Consider the following 19,537-nt stretch of genomic DNA (forward strand, 5'->3'; position numbering starts at 1 on the left):
AAGTCAGAAGACAAAGGAGAAACATTATGGAGGTTCTGGTTACTGGTGGTACCGGGTATATTGGAAGTCACACTGTAGTCGAATTACTAAATAAGGGTCACAAAGTTTTAATTGCTGATAACCTGAGCAACAGTAGTAAAACTGTGATTAATCGTATCGAAGAGATTACAGAGAATCAAGTTACTCCATATTTCATCGATTTAGTAAACAAAGAAGATTTAGATCAAGTTTTTAAACAAAATAAAATTGATGCAGTTATACACTTTGCAGGGTATAAGGCTGTAGGAGAATCAGTTGAAAAACCTTTAAAATATTATAAGAATAACTTAGAGAGTACATTAAATCTCTGTGAAGTTATGGAGAATAATGGGGTGTATAACCTTATTTTTAGTTCCTCGGCAACAGTTTATGGCAAACCGGATAGTTTTCCAATAAAAGAATCGTTTTCTACCAAGGCATATAATCCATATGGCAGAAGTAAACTTATGATTGAAGAAATATTAACTGATCTATCAAGCTCCAATGATAAATGGAATATTTCACTCCTGCGTTATTTTAACCCAGTAGGAGCACACAAAAGTGGCAAAATAGGTGAAGATCCAAATGGTATACCTAATAACCTAATGCCGTATATTACACAAGTAGCTGTTGGTAAGTTAAAAGAATTAAAAATTTTTGGGGATAATTATAATACAATAGATGGAACAGGCGTTAGGGATTATATTCATGTTGTTGATTTGGCTAAAGGGCATTTAAAAGCGATTGAAAAAATTGATGCTAATAATGGAATGGAAATCTATAATTTAGGTACAGGTCACGGATATAGTGTAAAGCAAGTTATTGATGCCTTTGAAAAGGCATCGGGGAAACAAATTAAATATAGTATTGTGGATCGCAGACCAGGAGATATCAGTACATCATACGCTGATTCGTCAAAAGCTTTTAATCAACTTGGATGGAAAGCTGAAAAAGATATACATGATATGTGCAGAGATGCATGGAATTGGCAAGAAATGAACCCTAATGGCTATGAATAATTAAGAAATATTTTGATTGCTTGGAAGGACTATTTTATGTGTCAAAAGAAATTGACACACTAAATATGTTTTCATAGAATATAAAGGTATATATTTTAATCTTGTGGAGGGATAACGTGGACTCAAAAAAATTTGTGTTTATATGTGGGTTGCATCGTAGCGGAACAACATTATTATTTCGATTACTTAGAGAGCATAATCAAATTAGCGGTTTCCAAAATACAGGGGTTCCGAGAGATGAGGGGCAGCATCTTCAGACAGTTTTCACCCCAGCCAAGAAACATGGTGGTCCTGGCTTGTTCGCATTTGACAAAGACGCTTATTTAACTGAGAAGTCTGCGTTAATTACACCTGAAAACAAAGAAAAGTTATATGATGAGTGGTCTAAATATTGGGATTTATCTAAACCAATTTTGATAGAAAAGTCACCTCCAAGTATTATTAGGACACGTTTTTTTCAAGAAATGTTTTCGAATTCCTACTTTATTGTAATTAAAAGACATCCTATTGCGGTATCTTTTGCTACCAATGCGTTTTCTAAGAAAACAGTAGATTTAGAAAAGTTAATTGAACACTGGCTAGTGTCACAAAAGCAGGTGGAAAGGGACCTTCCATTGCTTGATAGAGCTATGGAGATTAAATATGAAGATCTAGTGGCTGACTCCGATAATGTATTAAGCACAATTTCTGATTTTATTGGTGTGGACTCAATTGAACCATCTTTACCAATTAAGCCAAATACCAATAGTAAATATCAAGAACAATGGATGGAGTTATCCCAAGAAAAAAGAAATAATATTGCCGAAAAATATGAGAAGGAAATTAATGCATTTGGGTATAGTTTCAGTGAAATTCCATAAGTAGGAACAAAAGCGCAAGCGCCTGTTCAGCGCCGTATGGACTGCGCCCGCGCATCGCGGGTGGGTCGACGTTGCCGCGCAAAGCGGCGGTCTTAGTCGATCTTCCTTTTCCCTGAGATAAAGGATACACGAAGAGCGTAAGCTGCCCCACAGGACGTGGGGTAGTTCGACGTTGCCACAGGATGTGGTGGTTTTAGTCGAACATCCTTTAGTTCTTATCGTAGACACGGGGAGGGAAGTCCACTAGGCGCTAGGCGCTGGAGCTGGACGTCGCTGATTCGGAAGTCCAGTTATCAACAGCACTTAAATTTTATAGTACGCTAAACAGTAAAAAAGTGACTAATCATATTATGGTTAGTCACTTTTAAAAATACTTACTTACTCCCCAAATATCTTGGGGTTATTCGAAAATACACCATCCACTCCATATTCTAACAATTGTTCATACCTTTCCATATCACTAACCGTGAACGGATAAACTGAATATCCATTTCGTTTGCATTCATGAACAAACGTCTGATCAACATACACATGATTGGGATGAATGCTCCTGATATTCAAGCCACTAGTTTTGGCATAGTTCCATGGATTTAGTATGCGATAGTAGAACAGCATGCCGAGTGGTATTTCTGAGTTAATTTCTTGAACCCTCTTTAATGCTGCGTGATCAAATGAAGAGATAATCAGATTATTGAGTCTGTGATACTCAGTAAGTGTGTTAAGTAGAATTTGCTCAATACCCTCATAAATTACAGGTATATTTTTTATTTCAATATTTAACAATAAATCTGCTGGGCATATTTCTAGAACCTCTTCAAGTGCAGGAAGAGTGACGCCTTTAAATTCCTCACCAAATGTTTTTCCTACATCAATCTGTTTTATTTCTTCAAACGTATAATCGTTAATCTGTCCTTCTACACCTTTATTAAATCGGAAAAATTTGTAGTCATGACATACGACAAGGTGATTATCTTTAGAAAGCTGTACATCTAATTCTAAAGCCTTAGCGCCATTGTTAATAGCCTTGTGAAAAGCCGGTAATGTATTTTCTGGTGCTTCAGTCAATGAGCCACGGTGGGCGAAATTTAGAATCAAGTTGAGTACACTCCTTATCTTTTCTGAGTAAATAATAACATAATAGCAAGGTTAATTGTTCTTTTTATTTTTTATATTTCTTTCCATAGAATACGCATTATTTTTTCATGAAGGGGGTATATTACAAGAGATTGTAAGTATCACTTCATCTTCTGTTTTGGGTAGCAAGTTTTCTTTATGTAGTTTATAATAAATATTTAGTGTGAAACAAATTCTCCAATTAATCGTCTATAAAGGTAAGAGATAAAAATTGAGGTGGGCTAAATGGTAAAGATTGTAATATTAGCCTTTTTATTGATGCTTGTTTCATTAATCATCACGCCGATGTTTATAAGATTTGCATTAAAAATGAATGCTACAGATAAACCAAATCACAGAAAAATGCATACGGCCCCGATACCGACATTGGGTGGTTTAGCTATTTTTATTAGTTTTTTAATTGGGTTACTTATACTTCAGCCAGCAAGTGAGTATCACCTCCCCATTATTAGTGGTGCTCTTATAATAATTTTGCTTGGCTTCTTTGATGATGTTTATAATTTATCGCCGAGAATTAAGTTTATAGTTCAACTAGCTGTGGCATCATTAGTTGTCTTTTGGGGAGGACTACAAGTTGAATTTATTAACCTGCCGTTTGGTGGACAGATCGAGTTTGGTTTTTTGAGCTCAATCGTAACGCTTCTGTGGATTGTAGGAATTACAAATGCGATTAACTTAATTGATGGATTAGATGGATTAGCTGCAGGTGTATCAGCTATTGCGCTTTTTACGATTGCTGGAATGGCAGTTATTATGGGAAACGTTTATGTAGCGACAATGGCTCTTATTTTATTTTTCAGTACGGTAGGGTTTTTGCGTTATAATTTTTATCCGGCAAAAATCTTTATGGGTGATACAGGTGCGCTTTTCCTCGGGTACATGATTTCAGTGTTAGCCTTATTAGGGTTCAAAAATGTAACTATTATTTCATTTATTATACCAATTTTTATTCTAGGTGTACCAATATCAGACACGTTAATTGCTATCGTGCGACGATACATAAATAAGCAGCCGTTATCCCGCCCAGATAGTTCACATTTGCATCATAGTCTGGTGAAGTCTGGATTCACCCATAAACAAACAGTATTATTCATTTATGCGCTTAGTACTATGTTCAGTTTATCGGCGATACTATTTTCGATGACAACAGTATGGGGATCCATTTTAATCTTTTCTATTTCATTATTAGCAATCCAAATTTTAATTGAAAATCTTGAGATGATTAATAGCGAATTTAAACCATTAACGAACTTCATAAAAGGTATAAGGCAAAAATCATAATATAAAAGCTGCTAGCCATTGGCTAGCAGCTTTTGTATTAATATGAATTATCGGATGAATCACCAGTCGCTGTAGAAGTCTCATCTGAGTCAGAAGCGGTTGCCGAGCTGTCAATTTCCAAATGCTGTTTAAACATTTCTTTTGTTTCAGTTAATGCAACATCATCCAATTGCCAGTAATACGTATCGCCTGGTTGATAGTCACGACCTTCAAGCGTATAGGTTTCAAAGTCAAGGTTTCCTCCACCTGTCCCGTAAGAAATAAAACTTTTCATTTCGCTGAATGTCATGTTTGTCGCCATATTCTTACCGACAGCCTCAATTATATTGTCATATTTTAAGATGGAATCTATTGAAACTGCTTTTTTAATCACGGATTTAATAATCTCTTGTTGTCGTTTACCGCGTTCAATATCGTTATCATACTTCCTTGTTCGAGCAAGGGCAAGTGCTTCTTCGCCATTTAAATCCTGCTCCCCTGGTAACAGATGAACGGCTCCTTCAACATCGCTTGAGTTTTGCTCATATAGTTCATAAGGAACATCAACTGTAATGCCATTTACCGCATCCACAACATCGATGAAAGCTTCGAAATTAAGTTTCACATAATAATCAACCGGAATATCCATTAGGTTTTCTACTGTTTTAACTGTTGCATCCATTCCACCGTAGGCATGAGCATGGTTAATTTTTGTCTCATAACCAACTTCCGGAATATAAACGAATGAATCTCTTGGGATACTGAGCATTTTCACACTTTTATCTTCCTTGTTCAAAGTTGCCAGCATTAGTGTGTCCGTTCTAGAGCTGTTCGAATTACTGCGGACATCACTAGCATCAACACCTGCAATCAGAATAGAAACATTGTCCTCACTAGGATCAACTTCCTTTTCACGCAGGTCTGATTTGTCTCTGCCATCCTCCTTGTAGGAATCAGATAATACAGTATCAGCTTTCACGTACAAATACGCTCCATATGACAGGCCGATAAATGCTATGATAACTGGTATTAGTATAAAATAAGCTCGTTTTCGAAGTTTACGCTTCTTATTTCTCCTTATAAGTCTTGATTTTTCAGACATAAAAAATTCCCCTCTTGTACGTAATTTATATATAGTATATGTTTATTAGGAAAATAAAACATTTAATGATATCATAATCCAAAAGTCTTTAAAAACTTTACAATCGCTTAACGAAAAACTATTCTTTATTTTACTATGAATAGGCTTTTTAGTAAATTCTTTTTTTATTACATTCTTATTAGAAGAATATTTCAGATTGAAATTAAAAATCCATATATATTAGACGAATGAGAGCAGGAAAGGTTGCAAAATATGACTAATCAATTGAAAACAGTAAAAATAATGAACGTTAATTTTATAAACGCAACAAAAGATATTTTCTTAAAAAATCATATCTATCCAAGCTTAATGAATGAACATAAACAATTTATCGTTACAGCGAATCCAGAAATTGTTATGAAGACACGTGAAAATGAACAGTATGAACAAGCGGTCCAGTCAGCAGATTATGTGGTACCAGATGGTGCAGGTATTTTAATAGCAGCTAAATATATGAAACTACCACTTCAGGAACGAATAGCTGGCTACGACTTAATGCTAGATTTGCTCGAATTCGCCAATGAAAAAAGATTAAGTTGTTTCTTCTTAGGAGCAAAAGAAGAGGTTAACGAAAAAGCTGTATTGGAAGTGGAAAAACGATTTCCCAATATAAATATTGCTGGACGTCACCACGGTTTCTTTAAATTGGATGACCAAGAACTTGTAGAGAAGGTTCAAAACGCTAATGCTGATATCGTTTTTGTAGCTTTAGGTCTTCCGAGACAGGAACTCTGGATTGCTAGGCATAGTGTACGATTTCAAAAGGGAATATTTATGGGAGTGGGAGGCAGTCTTGATGTTCTTGCTGGTGAGGTTAACCGCGCACCTGAAATATGGATCAAACTTAATCTTGAATGGCTTTACCGATTGTTGAAACAACCATTTCGGGTAAAGCGTATTTTGAAAGTGTTTGAATTTATGGTTCGTATAATGTTCAGAAAAAGCTAGTGGCACACACTAGCTTTTTAATATATCTCTCTTAGCTTATCATACTCAGCAAAACCATCTACATTTGATTATAAATTCAGATTATCACGTAATTCGATTTGCACACTGTTAATACTTTTATCATCCACTGCATAATACCACAGACCATCGTCCGTAATTTCACCATGACCTTCTAGACTGACTGATTCAACAAAATATGTAATAACAACGCCACAATATAAAAGCCATTTTCTCTTAAACTTAGGTCAAAATCCTTATACAAAGTACATATAACCTATTTTACATTTTCTTCATGAAAATGTGTAGTAAAATTTTAACATTTTTAAAATTATATTTTAATTACGTGTCACGTTTTTGTCTAGTTTGCCAAGGTAAAGTAGTAGCCTGTTTGTTAGAGGAAATATATTCCACACCCAAAAAGAACTTCATTATTTCGAAATGCTCTTAAAGTAAATGATTATTTATCCCTAAAGCAGGGTACTTAAAACTAACAAGCAAATTATATATCTGGAGGAACACCATGGAAGAAACTATATCTCTTAAAGAAATATTCGATGTAATCAAAAAGAAGTTTCTATTAATTCTATCATTCATTATTGGGGCAGCTATTATAAGTACAATCATAAGTTATGTTTTTCTCACACCAACATACGAATCAAGTTCCCAGTTCATTGTAAATCAAAGCGAACAGGATAGAAGCGCTAATTATAATGTTAAAGATATTCGTTCAAATGTTGAACTTATTAATACATATAATATCATTATTAAAAGCCCTGCTATTCTTGAGGAGGTTGTTAAAGAATTAAACCTTTCCTACTCAGTTACACAACTACAAAATAAAATAAATGTTATAAACGAGGAAAATTCACAAGTTGTTACAGTTACTGTAACAGATACAAATTCAAATCTAGCAACACAGATAGCGAATACTACTGTTCAGATTTTCCAGACCAAAATTCCTGATTTGATGAACGTAGACAATGTTCACACCTTATCGGAAGCAGAAATGAAGGAGAACCCTTCCCCTGTTAGTCCAAGGCCTATGCTCAACATCGCTATCGCAGTAGTATTAGGAGGAATGATAGGTGTTGGAACGGCTTTTCTACTAGAGTATCTAGATAACACTATAAAGTCAGAAGAAGATGTTGAAAATACATTAGATCTCCCGGTACTTGGAGTGATTACACATATAAATGATGGGGATGTACAACAGAAACGTTTTAAACCAACACTAAACCGCTCAGATAGGAGGCAACTGTATGGCTCGAAAAAGGGGTAGTAATAATAAAATAAGAAACCTAATTACAAACCAAAATCCCAGATCACCAGTTTCTGAGCAGTATAGAACTATTCGCACGAATCTTCAATTCACATCGGTTGATGAGGAATTAAAGTCCATAATGGTAACGTCCTCCGGTCCAGGTGAGGGGAAATCGGTAACAGTGGCAAATTTAGCTGTTGTTTATTCACAGCAAGGAAAGAAAGTATTGTTGATAGATGCAGATTTAAGGAAGCCCACGGTGCATTATACATTTCGACTAGATAATCTAAGGGGATTAAGCAATATGTTAGTCGGTGATATATCGCTGGAGGAGGCAATTTCAACAAGTGAAATCAATAACCTTGATATTATTTCATGTGGCCCGATTCCACCTAACCCATCCGAATTACTAGCATCGAAAAAAATGAAGCAAATGCTCAATGAGGCGTCTCAACTATATGACATTATATTATTTGATACCCCCCCAGTATTAGCAGTTACTGATGCGCAGATTATAACAAATATTTGTCAGGGGGCAATTCTAGTAGTACGTAGTAAACATACGGAAAATGAGGCAGCAAGAAAAGCTGTAGAATTACTAAGTCCTGGCAAAGCAAAATTACTTGGTACTATTTTGAATGATCGTGAACAAAAGGAATCACAGAACTACTATTATTATGGTATAAACTAATAACAGAGAGGTGTGATATAAATGATTGACATACATTGTCACATATTGCCTAACGTTGATGACGGACCTTCAACATTACCACAAAGTATTGAAATGGCTAAACAGGCAGTTGATCAAGGTATACACACCATTATCGCCACACCGCATCACAAAAATGGCAGATATACAAATAATAAAGAAAGTATATTGCGCAATATTGAGCACTTAAATAACAAACTATTGGAAGTTGATATCCCTTTAACAATCTTACCAGGGCAAGAGCCACGAATAAACGGAGATCTATTAAATGATCTCACTAGTGAAGATATTCTTCCATTAAACAGAAATACAAAATATATATTTGTCGAATTACCTACTTCAGAGGTACCTCGATATACGAGGCAATTACTATTCGATATCCAAATGGCAGAATATATCCCAATCATTGTACATCCGGAACGAAACAAAAGAATTATTGAACATCCCTCTATTTTATATGACTTTGTTCGTACTGGAGCGTTAACACAAATTACTGCAGCCAGTTTTGTCGGCAACCTCGGAAAAAATGTACAAAAACTATCTCATAAATTGATTGATGCTAACCTGACCCACTTTATAGCATCTGACGCACATAACACGACAACAAGGGATTTTCATTTATATGAAGCATATCAAATGCTACGTAATGAGTATGGGTCTGAGACATTCTATCAGTTTATGGAAAACAGTCAACTCTTAATTGAAGGAAAAACCGTAAATAGAAGTCAACCAACATATATAAAAAAGAAGAAAATTCTAGGTCTGCTTTAAAAAGTTATACATATATTTGTATAGCTTTTTTATTATTATATAATTGTAACTTGTTCTTGCCTATCTTTATACATGGGAGTATACTAAAAGGCAGATTTTGACTCAAAAATGGGTCTTTAGTATTGCATACATAGATAGTTATAGTTTACGAGGAGTTTGGCAACCGATATGAATTAAACTGGGTCTGTTTTTTTGTATGTCTAAAAGTGTTATAATATTTAAGACTAATTTCGACAAAAACTATAGCTTAATCATTTAAATATAATAATAATATATACTTCAACTACATCAAGAAATACCGAAAGGAGAGGCTAGTTTGACATATCGTAAAAGGATGTCTTTGTTAATATTGCTAGATTCGCTAATTGTTAGTTTAGCAATATTTGTCGCATCATGGATTGTTTATCCGGATATATCAGTATTTGCAATGCCTGCTTTATTAATTAGTTCAATTGCACTCTTATTTTTCCATCACCTTTGGGCTTTTATTTATAAATTATATAATAAGGTTTGGGCATATGCTAGTGTTGGAGAATTGATTGCAATTGTTCAAGCAATTACATTATCTATTGTATCTGCTGGAGTCATTCAATACATTGTGAATGATTTTGCCATTTACAGGAGAGCGCTAGTAGTAACTTGGATGCTACACGTTATATTAATTGGAGGATCCCGGTTTTTATGGAGAATTGTTCGTGACCGATACATTACTGAAGGAACAAATAAAAAGCGCACACTTATAGTCGGAGCTGGATCAGCAGGAGCTATGATTGTTCGTCAATTAAAGAACAACAATAATACATCTGAGTTACAACCTGTTGCATTTGTCGATGATGATTTTTCAAAACAGAAGATGCAGCTTTATAATTTGCCAGTTATGGGACGGGTTAAGGATATAGCAAAGATAGTTGAGAAGAAGAGCATTGAACATATTGTAATAGCCATTCCATCTTTACGTAATGGTGCGTTAAATAAAATTATTGTGGAGTGCAATAAAACAAATGCTAAAACTCAAATGATTCCCAAAATTGAAGATATTATGACCGGGAAGGTTTCAGTCAGTCAGTTGAAAAATGTTGAGGTTGAGGACCTTCTAGGACGGGAGCCGGTTGAATTAGATATTGATGCGATATCTGAAAATGTAACGAATACAACCATTCTTGTTACAGGTGCAGGCGGATCGATTGGCTCAGAAATTTGCAGACAGCTTATGAGGTTCACACCTAGCAAAATAGTACTTGTGGGACATGGCGAATTTAGCATTTATACCATTGAAATGGAGCTTCGTGAAAAGTTTGGCAATTTGGGAATAGAAATTGTGCCTATTATTGGTGATGTACAAGATCGGAACCGCATATTTGAAATAGTGAAAGAACATAAACCGACAACGATCTATCATGCAGCAGCACACAAACATGTGCCACTAATGGAGTATAACCCACATGAAGCTGTGAAAAACAATGTTCTTGGCACGAAAAATGTCGCAGAATCAGCTGATGCATTTTGCGTAGAAACGTTTGTTCTTGTTTCTTCTGATAAAGCGGTCAACCCCACCAATGTGATGGGAGCTACAAAACGAATCGCCGAGATGGTTATCCAGGATTTGAGTTTCCAAAGCAAAACCAAATTCGTTGCGGTTAGATTTGGGAATGTATTAGGAAGTAGTGGTAGTGTTATCCCATTATTTAAAAAGCAGATTGAAAAAGGTGGTCCTGTTACAGTTACTCACCCAGAAATGACACGCTATTTCATGACAATACCAGAGGCGTCACGCTTGGTTATCCAAGCAGGAACACTAGCGCGAGGAGGAGAAATATTTGTTTTGGATATGGGTGAACCGGTAAAAATTGTCGATTTAGCCAAAAATCTTATCAAATTATCCGGTTTCACGGAAGAGGAAGTCACGATAAACTATACAGGGAAACGACCAGGGGAGAAAATGTTTGAAGAACTTTTAAGTATAGATGAAGTTTATCCTAAACAAGTGTTTGATAAAATTTATATTGGTAAGACGAATAGGGTTAATACAGATGTCGTTAAAACAATTACTAGTGAATTTAAATACCTATCCAATAACGGGTTGAAAGAAGAATTGTTACTAATAGCAAATCAAAAAAACAACATTAAAGAAATAGTTAGTAATTAATGAGTTGGGGAAAATGTGGGATATGAAATCAAAGAAAAGTCTTTCTTTAATAGGTCCATTTATTATTTCTTTTTTGTTAAGCAATTACATATTTCCAAATACACCGTCTTATTAGTGAGTATGACGACTTTGTTCTTTTTTTACTATATTGTTAACGTAAATGGAAACTTCGAAATAAATGTACAATACTTACTATATTTAACAGTTACTTATTTTATGTTTATATTTATCAGTATAATTAAGGAAACATTTATAATATATCCAATGCTATTTATGTACTCTTTTTGGAATTAAACTGTTAATTATATAAAACTAGTAATAAATGCAATGGTTACATTAAGTATATTAATTACTTTCTTTGTATAAAAATTAAAGGAACTGAAATTGGGACATTTTTAAATGAGGTTAGTTTAAAGTATACTGACTAATCCCTTTTCAGTGGAAGACAGAGACTATGGGAGGGAGCCATTAACAACGTAGTAGATTCCGATAAGGTCTTATTGGGACTTGGGAATAATGTCCAGTTTGAATTACTAAATGGTTATTTACACAGTTTATATGTGCAGCTTTTCTATCAAGGTGGTTTAGTTGGATTACTGTTATTCGTGTGTGTTGTGGATCATTATGTCGCTAATAAAGGAACGAAAAATGTATCTACTGATCATAGACTTAAAACATTAGTATCATTCTTTATAGGTATATTAATTCTTCAGGTTTTTGAGAGGCAGTTAATATATAGTTTTTCAGTGATTTCCGTTTTAAGTTGGTTGATACTAGCTTTGTTAGTTAATAAAGCACTTTTCTATATAAAAGGTCAAAATGTTTGAAAAATAAGATGCTCATTAATTTTATTAACGTGCAATTCAGGGGTGAATTAGTTGGAAGAAGAAATCAGCTTGAGAGAGATAATAGAGAAATTATGGAGAGGTAAATGGATTATTGTTGGTATAACAATTGTGGCGTTATTAATAAGTTTTGTTTATAGTTTTTTTATTGCCAATCCAGTATACAAAGGGAATGCGAAAGTAACAGTACATAATGTTGCTTCAGTACCTGAAACAGTTCAACCGTATATAAATGAAATGACTAAGCCAGAAGTTTTTGAGCAGACGATGAAATCAACTATAGTTTTAGAAAAACTTGTTAAAAAAGAAAATTTGGATTCAACAATTGGCCAATTGCAAGACAAAATTAATGTTGAACTACCTAATGCGGAGGGTGAAGTATCAAATTCATTCATCTCGATTTCTATGGAAGGTACAAATAGAGAAGATATCAAAGCAATTATAGATACTGCAATTTCATTAACGAGAGATGAATTAGGTAAGAATATTCAGGCGAGACTAACTTTACTAGAGGAAGAATATCAGTCTAAGATGAAGGAGGAAGATAAGCAAATCACGAAAGCCGTAGAAGAATATAATAATCTTGGTGCGGGTGAAGACTTGCCTACATTAATCTTATTCCAACAAAATGCTTCAGGTAGTGAGTATGTGTTGGAAGCAAATAAAGATCTTCTAAATGAACTTAATAACTTAAATAAAGCCAAGCAAGTTAAATATAAAAAGATTAATAGAGAGATAGATGACTTAACTTCTTTATATAATTTTTATAGCAATAAATATGATGAAGTAAGAAGCATCAGTACAATGAACATTGTGGACATAAGTACGAACGTGTTGTCAGCTACATTTGTGCCTAAAGGTTCAATTTCACCTAATAAGATGTTGAATTTGGCTATTTCGTTAGTATTAGGATTAATGGTCGGTGTGTTTGTTGTTTTTGTTCGTGAATATTTTAAGCAGGAGGCTCGTAAAGATATTAATAACTAATTTGCTGGAAGGAGGTCATCGAAGTGAAAACAGTTAAAAAAGCTATTATTCCAGCAGCTGGACTTGGTACTAGATTCTTACCAGCAACAAAAGCAATGCCAAAAGAAATGCTTCCAATTGTAGATAAGCCTACCATTCAATATATCGTAGAAGAGGCAATTGAATCAGGCATTGAAGATATTATCATTGTTACAGGTAAAGGTAAACGTGCTATTGAAGATCACTTTGATCATAATTTTGAGTTAGAAGATAACCTTATGAAAAAAGAAAAGTTTGAGCTATTAGATAAAATAAACTACGCATCTAATGTTGACCTTCATTTCATTAGGCAGAAAGAGCCAAAAGGACTAGGGCATGCCATATGGTGTGCACGTAAGTTTATTGGTAATGAGCCATTTGCAGTACTTTTAGGTGATGATATTGTTCAAGCAGAAACACCTGGGCTAAGACAGTTGATTCAACAGTACGAAGAAACACAAAGTTCCATTGTAGGTGTGCAACAGGTCCCCGATGATCAAACACATCGTTACGGGATAGTGGATCCAAATACCATTGAAGGCAGACGTTATCAAGTGAATAATTTTGTCGAAAAACCTAAACACGGTTCAGTTCCTTCCAATCTTGCTATTATGGGACGTTACATTTTTAATCCTGAAATCATGAGTTTCCTGGATAAGCATGAAATCGGTGCAGGTGGAGAAATTCAGCTAACAGATGCAATTCAGAAGTTAAATGAGTTGCAGAAGGTTTATGCTTATAATTTTGAAGGTAAGCGGTATGATGTTGGTGAGAAGTTAGGGTTTATCCGAACAAATCTTGAATTTGCACTACAAAACCAAGAGTTTGGTGAGGAAGTTGAACAAATGCTTAAAGATCTATTAATGGAAAAATCGAAACTATAACTGCAGGATAGGTGAGGTAGAATGAATATTTCTGTCGTTGGTACAGGTTATGTTGGGTTGGTAACAGGTGTTTGTCTTTCGGAAATAGGACACCGTGTTACTTGTATTGACATCGATGAAGCAAAAGTGGAAAAAATGAATAATGGGATTTCCCCTATTTATGAACCAGGTCTGTCAGAATTAATGACTAAGAATATAGAAAAAGACCGTTTATTCTTCACAACGGACCATGCAAATGGATTTTATAATGCTGATGCTGTATATATCGCAGTAGGCACACCAGAAAAAGAAGATGGCTCTGCAGATATGAAGTTTGTAAAACAAGTTGCAATAGATATAGCAATAGATGTATCAAAAGATACAGTAGTCGTTACAAAGAGTACGGTTCCAGTTGGTACGAATGATAAAATTAAAGAAGTGATTCAAGCAAACCTAGTTAACAACGTAAGAATTGACGTCGTTTCCAATCCTGAATTCCTAAAAGAAGGCTCTGCAATTGAAGATTCATTTAATGGAGACCGAATTGTTCTTGGATCTGATAGTGAATATGCTGCGAATCTTATTGAAGAAGTGAATAAAGGCTTTGGTGTTCCAATTTATAAAACGGACATAAGGAGTGCGGAAATGATAAAGTATGCCTCTAACGCTTTCTTAGCAACGAAGATAAGTTTTATCAATGAGATTGCTAATATCTGCGACCGTGTGAATGCAAATGTAGAAGATGTCGCTAAAGGTATGGGAATGGATAAGCGTATTGGTGATAAATTCCTGAAAGCCGGCATTGGTTATGGTGGATCTTGTTTCCCAAAAGATACAAAGGCTTTAATCCAGATTGCTGGTAATGTTGAATATGACTTCGAACTATTAAAAGGTGTCGTAAAAGTTAATCAAAAACAGCAAGCTCTATTATTAGATAAGTTAAATGAGCGTTTTGATTCATTGGAAGGTAAGCGGATTGCTGTACTGGGATTAGCTTTTAAACCGAATACAGATGATATGAGAGAAGCTGCTTCGATTGTGATAACAAATAATCTTATCGAACAAGGTGCGGAAGTTTTTGGTTATGACCCAATTGCGACAGATAATGCAAAAACATTATTGAGTGATAAAATGGTTTATGAGGGTAGTGTGGAAGCAGCGGTTGAAGGTAGTGACGCTACGTTAATTATTACCGAGTGGGATGAGATTAAACATGTTAATTTGGAAGTTTTTAGGTCAATGAAATATCCATTGGTTATTGATGGTAGGAATTGCTTCTCACTAGACAAGATGAAGGAAGTTGGAATTGAGTATCATTCGGTGGGGAGGCCTACTGATATGAAGAAGAAAGACTATATATTATAAGAAAGTTAAATAAATATAAGAGGTGATGCCTCCTTACTGTAGCGAACGGAGGCACACTACTATGCTGATTAGTTTTTAGTAGGTTAGTAGTTGGTTGGATAGAGATAATGAATTGTAATTCCAGTTAAGTACTAAACAACTAAGAAGATTTTAAATGTATATGTACTTTACTACGGAAGGAAGTCTTTGATAATGGGAAATAAAATATTTCTCTCGTCACCACATATGAGTGTTGAGGATTATGAAAAAGAATACGTTAAAGAACCATTTGATACGAACTGGATTGCTGCCTTAAGTAAGAATGTCAGTGAATTGCTTGAGAACGGTGTTTGTTTGCCTAGTGATACGGAAATGAAAGATATAGACTTAAGTAGAGTTGTTGGGGTTATAAAAGGGCTGTGTTTAGAGAAATGATAAATTCCAAATTTGACATCTATAGAAGATTTATAAAAAGGCCAGTAGATTTTATTTTGTCATTGGTAGCAACAATAGTTTGTAGTCCACTCTTAATAGCAATTGCTATTATTATAAAACTTGATTCTAAAGGGCCGATACTTTTTATTCAAGAGAGAGTTGGGAAAAATAATTTAAAGTTTAACATTTATAAGTTTAGGACAATGGTTAATAACGCGGACCGTTTAGGTACTGGATTAAAAACAAGCAAAAATGACGTTAGGGTAACTAAAATTGGTAACATTTTAAGAAAAACTAGTTTAGATGAGATTCCTCAACTTTTAAATATATTGAAAGGTGATATGAGCATCGTTGGACCTAGACCGACTGTAGAAAAAGTTGTAGACCAGCTTCCAAAAGAAAATCGAAAACGTCACATGGTTAGGCCAGGAGTTACTGGCTTAGCACAAGTTAACGGAAGACAATCACTAAGTTGGTCTGAGAAAGTTAAATATGATTTAATTTACGTTGAAACGCTTACCTTTCTGGTAGACATTAAAATATTGTTAAAGACAGTGTTTGTTGTATTTAACCAAGAAGCAGTTCATAAAGAAGAAGTTTCTAAAGAATTTAAAGAATTGTAGATAGTGAGGGAGTAAAAATATATGTCTAGGCAAATCATCTCAATACATGGGGTTCCAAGATCAGGCACATCATGGTTAGGGCAAATATTTAATAGTTCTACTAATACCAAGTACAAATTTCAACCTTTGTTTTCATACGCCTTTAAAGATGCGATAAATGTAAGAAGTAGTAAGGCAGAGATCTTAAATTATTATGAAAGATTATACAATACAAATGATGAATTTTTAAATCAAACTAAACAAATTGAAAGTGGTCACTATCCAAAATTCAACAAAAAGAGTGATTCGCCAGACACGTTAGTAACAAAGATGGTTAGATACCATTACATGGCTCCAAAACTATTAGAAGAAGTTGAAAACCTAAAAATCATTGCTATTGTTAGGAACCCATTTGCAACTTTAAGCTCTTGGAGGAATGCACCAAAGGAGTTTCCGCCTGAGTTAGATTTCGAACAAGAGTGGCGATTCGCTCAAAATCGAAATATATTCAAACCAGAGGAATACTTTGGTTATGAAAAATGGAAAGAAGCAACAAAGCTGTTTTTATGGGCGAAAGAAACATACCCTGAAAAAGTGATGATAATTAAATATGAAGACTTAGTAACAAATACTGAAGAAATCACTAAAGAGATGTATCAATTTTGCAACTTAGAAATTGATGTACAAACCCTAGAATTTATTAATTCTTCAAAAAGCAAAAAAGATGAAGATCCGTATAGTGTATATAAAAAGGATATAACCTTTGATAAATGGAAGGGAAATCTACCACAGAGCATTGTTGATATAATTTATCAAGATATTAAAGGAACTGATTTTGAGCAGTTCATTTAAATTAAGTAAGCAAATTTTGAACAGTAAAATGTAAGAAATTAAGGGTGTGGGCATTTGTTATCAGTTATCGGAATAGATAGTTCAGAAAAATGGGATGAGATAGTTAAAAATTTCGAGAATTACGATGTATATTATCTTTCAGATTACATCCGAGCATTCGAAATTCATGGAGATGGAAAGCCAATTCTTTTTTACTATGAAGAGGAAGATATTAGAGCAATAAATGTTGTTATGCTAAGAGATATCAGTGAAGTTCCGGGTTTCAATGGAAAAATCCCCTTAAACACATATTATGATATAACTACGCCTTATGGTTATGGTGGGTTTATAGTAGATGGTCATCCTACAGAAAGTACCCTTGTCAAACTAGAATTAGAATATAGGGATTACTGTAAAAAAAATAATATTTTAAGTGAATTTGTCAGATTTCACCCAGTATTAAATAATGTTAATGGCATGAAATATGTATACGATAATGTTATTAACTTAGGGCAAACAATAACAATGAGGTTAGAATCAAGGAATCAAATTTGGAATGACTTAAAAGGTAAAAATAGAAATGTGATTAGAAAAGCCCAGAAAGCTGGAGTTGAAATCTACTGGGGCCGCAATCCAGATTTGTTTGAAAAGTTTATTGAAATGTATAAGGCCACAATGGATAAGGATGATGCAGAGAATTATTATTACTTTAATGAAGGTTTCTATAAAAGCATACTTAATGACTTAAAATATAATTCTTTGATGTTTTATGCAGTTCTAGAAGAGAAGATTATAGCAATGTCGATGATCCTGTTTTCAAACCAAAAGATGCATTATCATTTATCGGCATCCAATAGAGAATATTTAAGTTACGCTCCAACAAACTTATTATTATATGAAGCTGCATGTTGGGGTTCTGAAAATGGATTTGAATTTTTCCACTTAGGTGGTGGATTAGGTGGGAAAGAAGATAGTCTATTTAGATTTAAAAAAGCTTTTAATAGAAATTCGAACACAAACTTTGCAATTGGTAAAAAAATTTTCGATAAAGAAAAGTATGGAGAACTGTTAAATATTAGAATGAAAGAAGCTGTTTTTGATAGTGATGCCAACTTCTTTCCAGCTTATAGATATAAGAATTGAAGAAATTTAAATATATTGGGAGATAAAATATGGAATTATTTCACTACATCTTTTTTTATATAAGCTTGTTTATTATCTTTTGGGGAATGATCGGTTATTCGCTCTCAATAAAAGTACTAGGAAGGTTATATAAATATAGAAAAACATCAAAAGACTATAATTACGAACCTTCAGTGACCATTATGGTAGTAGCACATAATGAAGAGAAGGTTATTTATGAAAAATTAAATAATATTGTCAGATTAGTTTATCCAAAAGATAAAATCAAATTCATTGTAGCCTCAGACAATAGTACCGATAAAACCAATGAAATAGTAGAAAACTTTATATTAGAGAATCCTGATGAAAACATCAAACTATACAGAGTTAAAAAAAGAATGGGTAAAACAAATGCTCAAAATGAAGCACAGAAACTTGTTAATACAGATTATTTGGTAATGACCGACGCAAATTCTATGCTAGATTATAATTCAGTTAAAGAACTGATGGCATCCTTTACTTCTGAAGACATTTGTTATGTTACAGGAAGATTAGCTATTGTAAATGAAAAAGAAGGATCTGTTAGTAAAAGTGAATCAAGCTATTGGTCAAAAGATTTAAGGATACGAGAAATAGAATCCAAGATTCAAACAATAACTGCAGGGAACGGAGCAATATATGCATGTCGCAACTCGGAATACTATGATTTTGAACCATTAAAATCTCATGATAGTAATATGCCAAGGTATTATGCATTGAAAGGGAAAAAAGCAATTTGCAATCATGATGCCATAGCATATGAAAAAGCTGGGGAAGTAATTAATGATGAATTTAAAAGAAAGGTGAGAATGAATAGAAGGATCTTGAAAAATATTTTACCAGATATAAGAATTTTAAATATTTTTAAATATAAATGGTACAGCTATTTTTATTTTGGTCATAGAACATGTAGGTATTTATTGTGGATATCGCACATTCTATTGTTTATGTCAAATGCTTTTCTAATAGTAGATACTTGGTTTTATTTGTTCACTTTTGTGGGTCAGGTTTTGTTCTATTTTCTAGCAGTGCTGAAAGCTGTTTCGAAAGTGGATAACAAGTATTTAAATATAATATATTATTATTGTGTCACAATAATTGCACAGTGGGTTGGGGTATATAATATGTTGACAGGGAAGGTAAAGCCATTCTGGGACAAGGCTGAGAGTACTAGGTAAGAGTAA

Annotated in this window: 17 protein-coding genes and 1 pseudogene; 16 read left to right on the forward strand and 2 right to left on the reverse strand. The window is 34.0% G+C overall.

Translation table 11 applies throughout. The features are described from left to right. Positions 1-26 precede the first annotated feature (26 nt). Both galE and BMY13_RS02900 read left to right on the forward strand, forming a co-directional pair. Positions 27-1,037: a UDP-glucose 4-epimerase GalE gene (gene galE / locus BMY13_RS02895; protein ID WP_092502370.1), complete on the forward strand. Its 1,011-nt coding sequence runs from the start codon at positions 27-29 to the stop codon at positions 1,035-1,037. Between the two features lie 116 nt (positions 1,038-1,153). After that, the gene (locus tag BMY13_RS02900) at positions 1,154-1,897 is read left to right on the forward strand and encodes a sulfotransferase family protein (RefSeq protein WP_175476691.1); all 744 of its coding nucleotides are present in this window, start codon (positions 1,154-1,156) and stop codon (positions 1,895-1,897) included. Between the two features lie 378 nt (positions 1,898-2,275). Here the strand turns inward: BMY13_RS02900 and BMY13_RS02905 are convergent, their stop codons facing one another. Further along, on the reverse strand, positions 2,276-2,992 hold the full coding sequence (locus tag BMY13_RS02905; protein WP_175476692.1) for a glycerophosphodiester phosphodiesterase: 717 nt from the start codon (positions 2,990-2,992) through the stop codon (positions 2,276-2,278). Between the two features lie 297 nt (positions 2,993-3,289). On the opposite strand from BMY13_RS02905, the gene BMY13_RS02910 reads away from it, so the two are divergent. After that, positions 3,290-4,312 carry a glycosyltransferase family 4 protein gene (locus BMY13_RS02910; RefSeq protein WP_425445140.1) on the forward strand — a complete coding sequence of 341 codons (1,023 nt, stop codon included), beginning with the start codon at positions 3,290-3,292 and terminating at the stop codon, positions 4,310-4,312. Between the two features lie 37 nt (positions 4,313-4,349). Here BMY13_RS02910 and BMY13_RS02915 read toward each other — a convergent pair whose 3' ends face one another. After that, positions 4,350-5,393, reverse strand: a complete 1,044-nt coding sequence (locus tag BMY13_RS02915; RefSeq protein ID WP_092502378.1) for an LCP family protein — start codon at positions 5,391-5,393, stop codon at positions 4,350-4,352. Positions 5,394-5,645: 252 nt separating this feature from the next. On the opposite strand from BMY13_RS02915, the gene BMY13_RS02920 reads away from it, so the two are divergent. The 13 genes and pseudogenes from BMY13_RS02920 to BMY13_RS02985 all read left to right on the forward strand — a co-directional run bounded on the left by BMY13_RS02920 (position 5,646) and on the right by BMY13_RS02985 (position 19,531). Continuing rightward, positions 5,646-6,380: a WecB/TagA/CpsF family glycosyltransferase gene (locus BMY13_RS02920; protein ID WP_092502381.1), complete on the forward strand. Its 735-nt coding sequence runs from the start codon at positions 5,646-5,648 to the stop codon at positions 6,378-6,380. A gap of 520 nt (positions 6,381-6,900) precedes the next feature. After that, entirely contained in the window at positions 6,901-7,659 is a 759-nt protein-coding gene (locus BMY13_RS02925; protein WP_092502383.1) for a YveK family protein, read from the forward strand. After that, positions 7,640-8,332: a CpsD/CapB family tyrosine-protein kinase gene (locus tag BMY13_RS02930; RefSeq protein WP_092502385.1), complete on the forward strand. Its 693-nt coding sequence runs from the start codon at positions 7,640-7,642 to the stop codon at positions 8,330-8,332. The genes BMY13_RS02925 and BMY13_RS02930 overlap by 20 nt, the downstream gene beginning before the upstream one ends. Positions 8,333-8,353: 21 nt before the next feature. Continuing rightward, positions 8,354-9,121: a tyrosine-protein phosphatase gene (locus tag BMY13_RS02935; protein ID WP_092502388.1), complete on the forward strand. Its 768-nt coding sequence runs from the start codon at positions 8,354-8,356 to the stop codon at positions 9,119-9,121. A 316-nt stretch (positions 9,122-9,437) separates the two neighbouring features. After that, positions 9,438-11,267 (forward strand): polysaccharide biosynthesis protein, encoded by a 1,830-nt coding sequence (locus BMY13_RS02940; RefSeq protein WP_092502390.1) that lies wholly within the window; start codon positions 9,438-9,440, stop codon positions 11,265-11,267. A gap of 878 nt (positions 11,268-12,145) precedes the next feature. Next, complete coding sequence (locus tag BMY13_RS02950) at positions 12,146-13,099, forward strand: Wzz/FepE/Etk N-terminal domain-containing protein (protein WP_092502394.1); 954 nt, start codon at positions 12,146-12,148, stop codon at positions 13,097-13,099. Between the two features lie 23 nt (positions 13,100-13,122). Continuing rightward, positions 13,123-14,001 carry a UTP--glucose-1-phosphate uridylyltransferase GalU gene (gene galU, locus BMY13_RS02955; protein ID WP_092502397.1) on the forward strand — a complete coding sequence of 293 codons (879 nt, stop codon included), beginning with the start codon at positions 13,123-13,125 and terminating at the stop codon, positions 13,999-14,001. A 21-nt stretch (positions 14,002-14,022) separates the two neighbouring features. Next, complete coding sequence (locus BMY13_RS02960; protein WP_092502399.1) at positions 14,023-15,345, forward strand: UDP-glucose dehydrogenase family protein; 1,323 nt, start codon at positions 14,023-14,025, stop codon at positions 15,343-15,345. 192 nt (positions 15,346-15,537) lie between these two features. Beyond that, a pseudogene (locus BMY13_RS19155) lies at positions 15,538-15,654 on the forward strand (aminotransferase DegT); the annotation flags it as partial. Between the two features lie 89 nt (positions 15,655-15,743). Then, complete coding sequence (locus BMY13_RS02970; protein ID WP_245735987.1) at positions 15,744-16,382, forward strand: sugar transferase; 639 nt, start codon at positions 15,744-15,746, stop codon at positions 16,380-16,382. A 21-nt stretch (positions 16,383-16,403) separates the two neighbouring features. Next, entirely contained in the window at positions 16,404-17,213 is an 810-nt protein-coding gene (locus BMY13_RS02975; RefSeq protein ID WP_092502403.1) for a sulfotransferase domain-containing protein, read from the forward strand. A gap of 54 nt (positions 17,214-17,267) precedes the next feature. Next, positions 17,268-18,335, forward strand: a complete 1,068-nt coding sequence (locus tag BMY13_RS02980; protein WP_092502405.1) for a lipid II:glycine glycyltransferase FemX — start codon at positions 17,268-17,270, stop codon at positions 18,333-18,335. Positions 18,336-18,364: 29 nt separating this feature from the next. Beyond that, positions 18,365-19,531 carry a glycosyltransferase family 2 protein gene (locus BMY13_RS02985; RefSeq protein WP_092502407.1) on the forward strand — a complete coding sequence of 389 codons (1,167 nt, stop codon included), beginning with the start codon at positions 18,365-18,367 and terminating at the stop codon, positions 19,529-19,531. The last annotated feature ends 6 nt before the right edge of the window (positions 19,532-19,537 follow it).

It is taken from the genome of Virgibacillus subterraneus (assembly GCF_900110695.1).
Lineage (GTDB): Bacteria > Bacillota > Bacilli > Bacillales > Amphibacillaceae > Lentibacillus > Lentibacillus subterraneus.

Bases quoted from the DNA above. Each gene is read 5' to 3' on its own strand.
- galE (WP_092502370.1), top strand. From the start codon at position 27: ATGGAGGTTCTGGTTACTGGTGGTACCGGGTATATTGGAAGTCACACT.
- BMY13_RS02910 (WP_425445140.1), top strand. From the start codon at position 3,290: ATGCTTGTTTCATTAATCATCACGCCGATGTTTATAAGATTTGCATTA.
- BMY13_RS02915 (WP_092502378.1), bottom strand. From the start codon at position 5,393: ATGTCTGAAAAATCAAGACTTATAAGGAGAAATAAGAAGCGTAAACTT.
- BMY13_RS02920 (WP_092502381.1), top strand. From the start codon at position 5,646: ATGACTAATCAATTGAAAACAGTAAAAATAATGAACGTTAATTTTATA.
- BMY13_RS02925 (WP_092502383.1), top strand. From the start codon at position 6,901: ATGGAAGAAACTATATCTCTTAAAGAAATATTCGATGTAATCAAAAAG.
- BMY13_RS02930 (WP_092502385.1), top strand. From the start codon at position 7,640: ATGGCTCGAAAAAGGGGTAGTAATAATAAAATAAGAAACCTAATTACA.
- BMY13_RS02935 (WP_092502388.1), top strand. From the start codon at position 8,354: ATGATTGACATACATTGTCACATATTGCCTAACGTTGATGACGGACCT.
- BMY13_RS02960 (WP_092502399.1), top strand. From the start codon at position 14,023: ATGAATATTTCTGTCGTTGGTACAGGTTATGTTGGGTTGGTAACAGGT.
- BMY13_RS02975 (WP_092502403.1), top strand. From the start codon at position 16,404: ATGTCTAGGCAAATCATCTCAATACATGGGGTTCCAAGATCAGGCACA.
- BMY13_RS02985 (WP_092502407.1), top strand. From the start codon at position 18,365: ATGGAATTATTTCACTACATCTTTTTTTATATAAGCTTGTTTATTATC.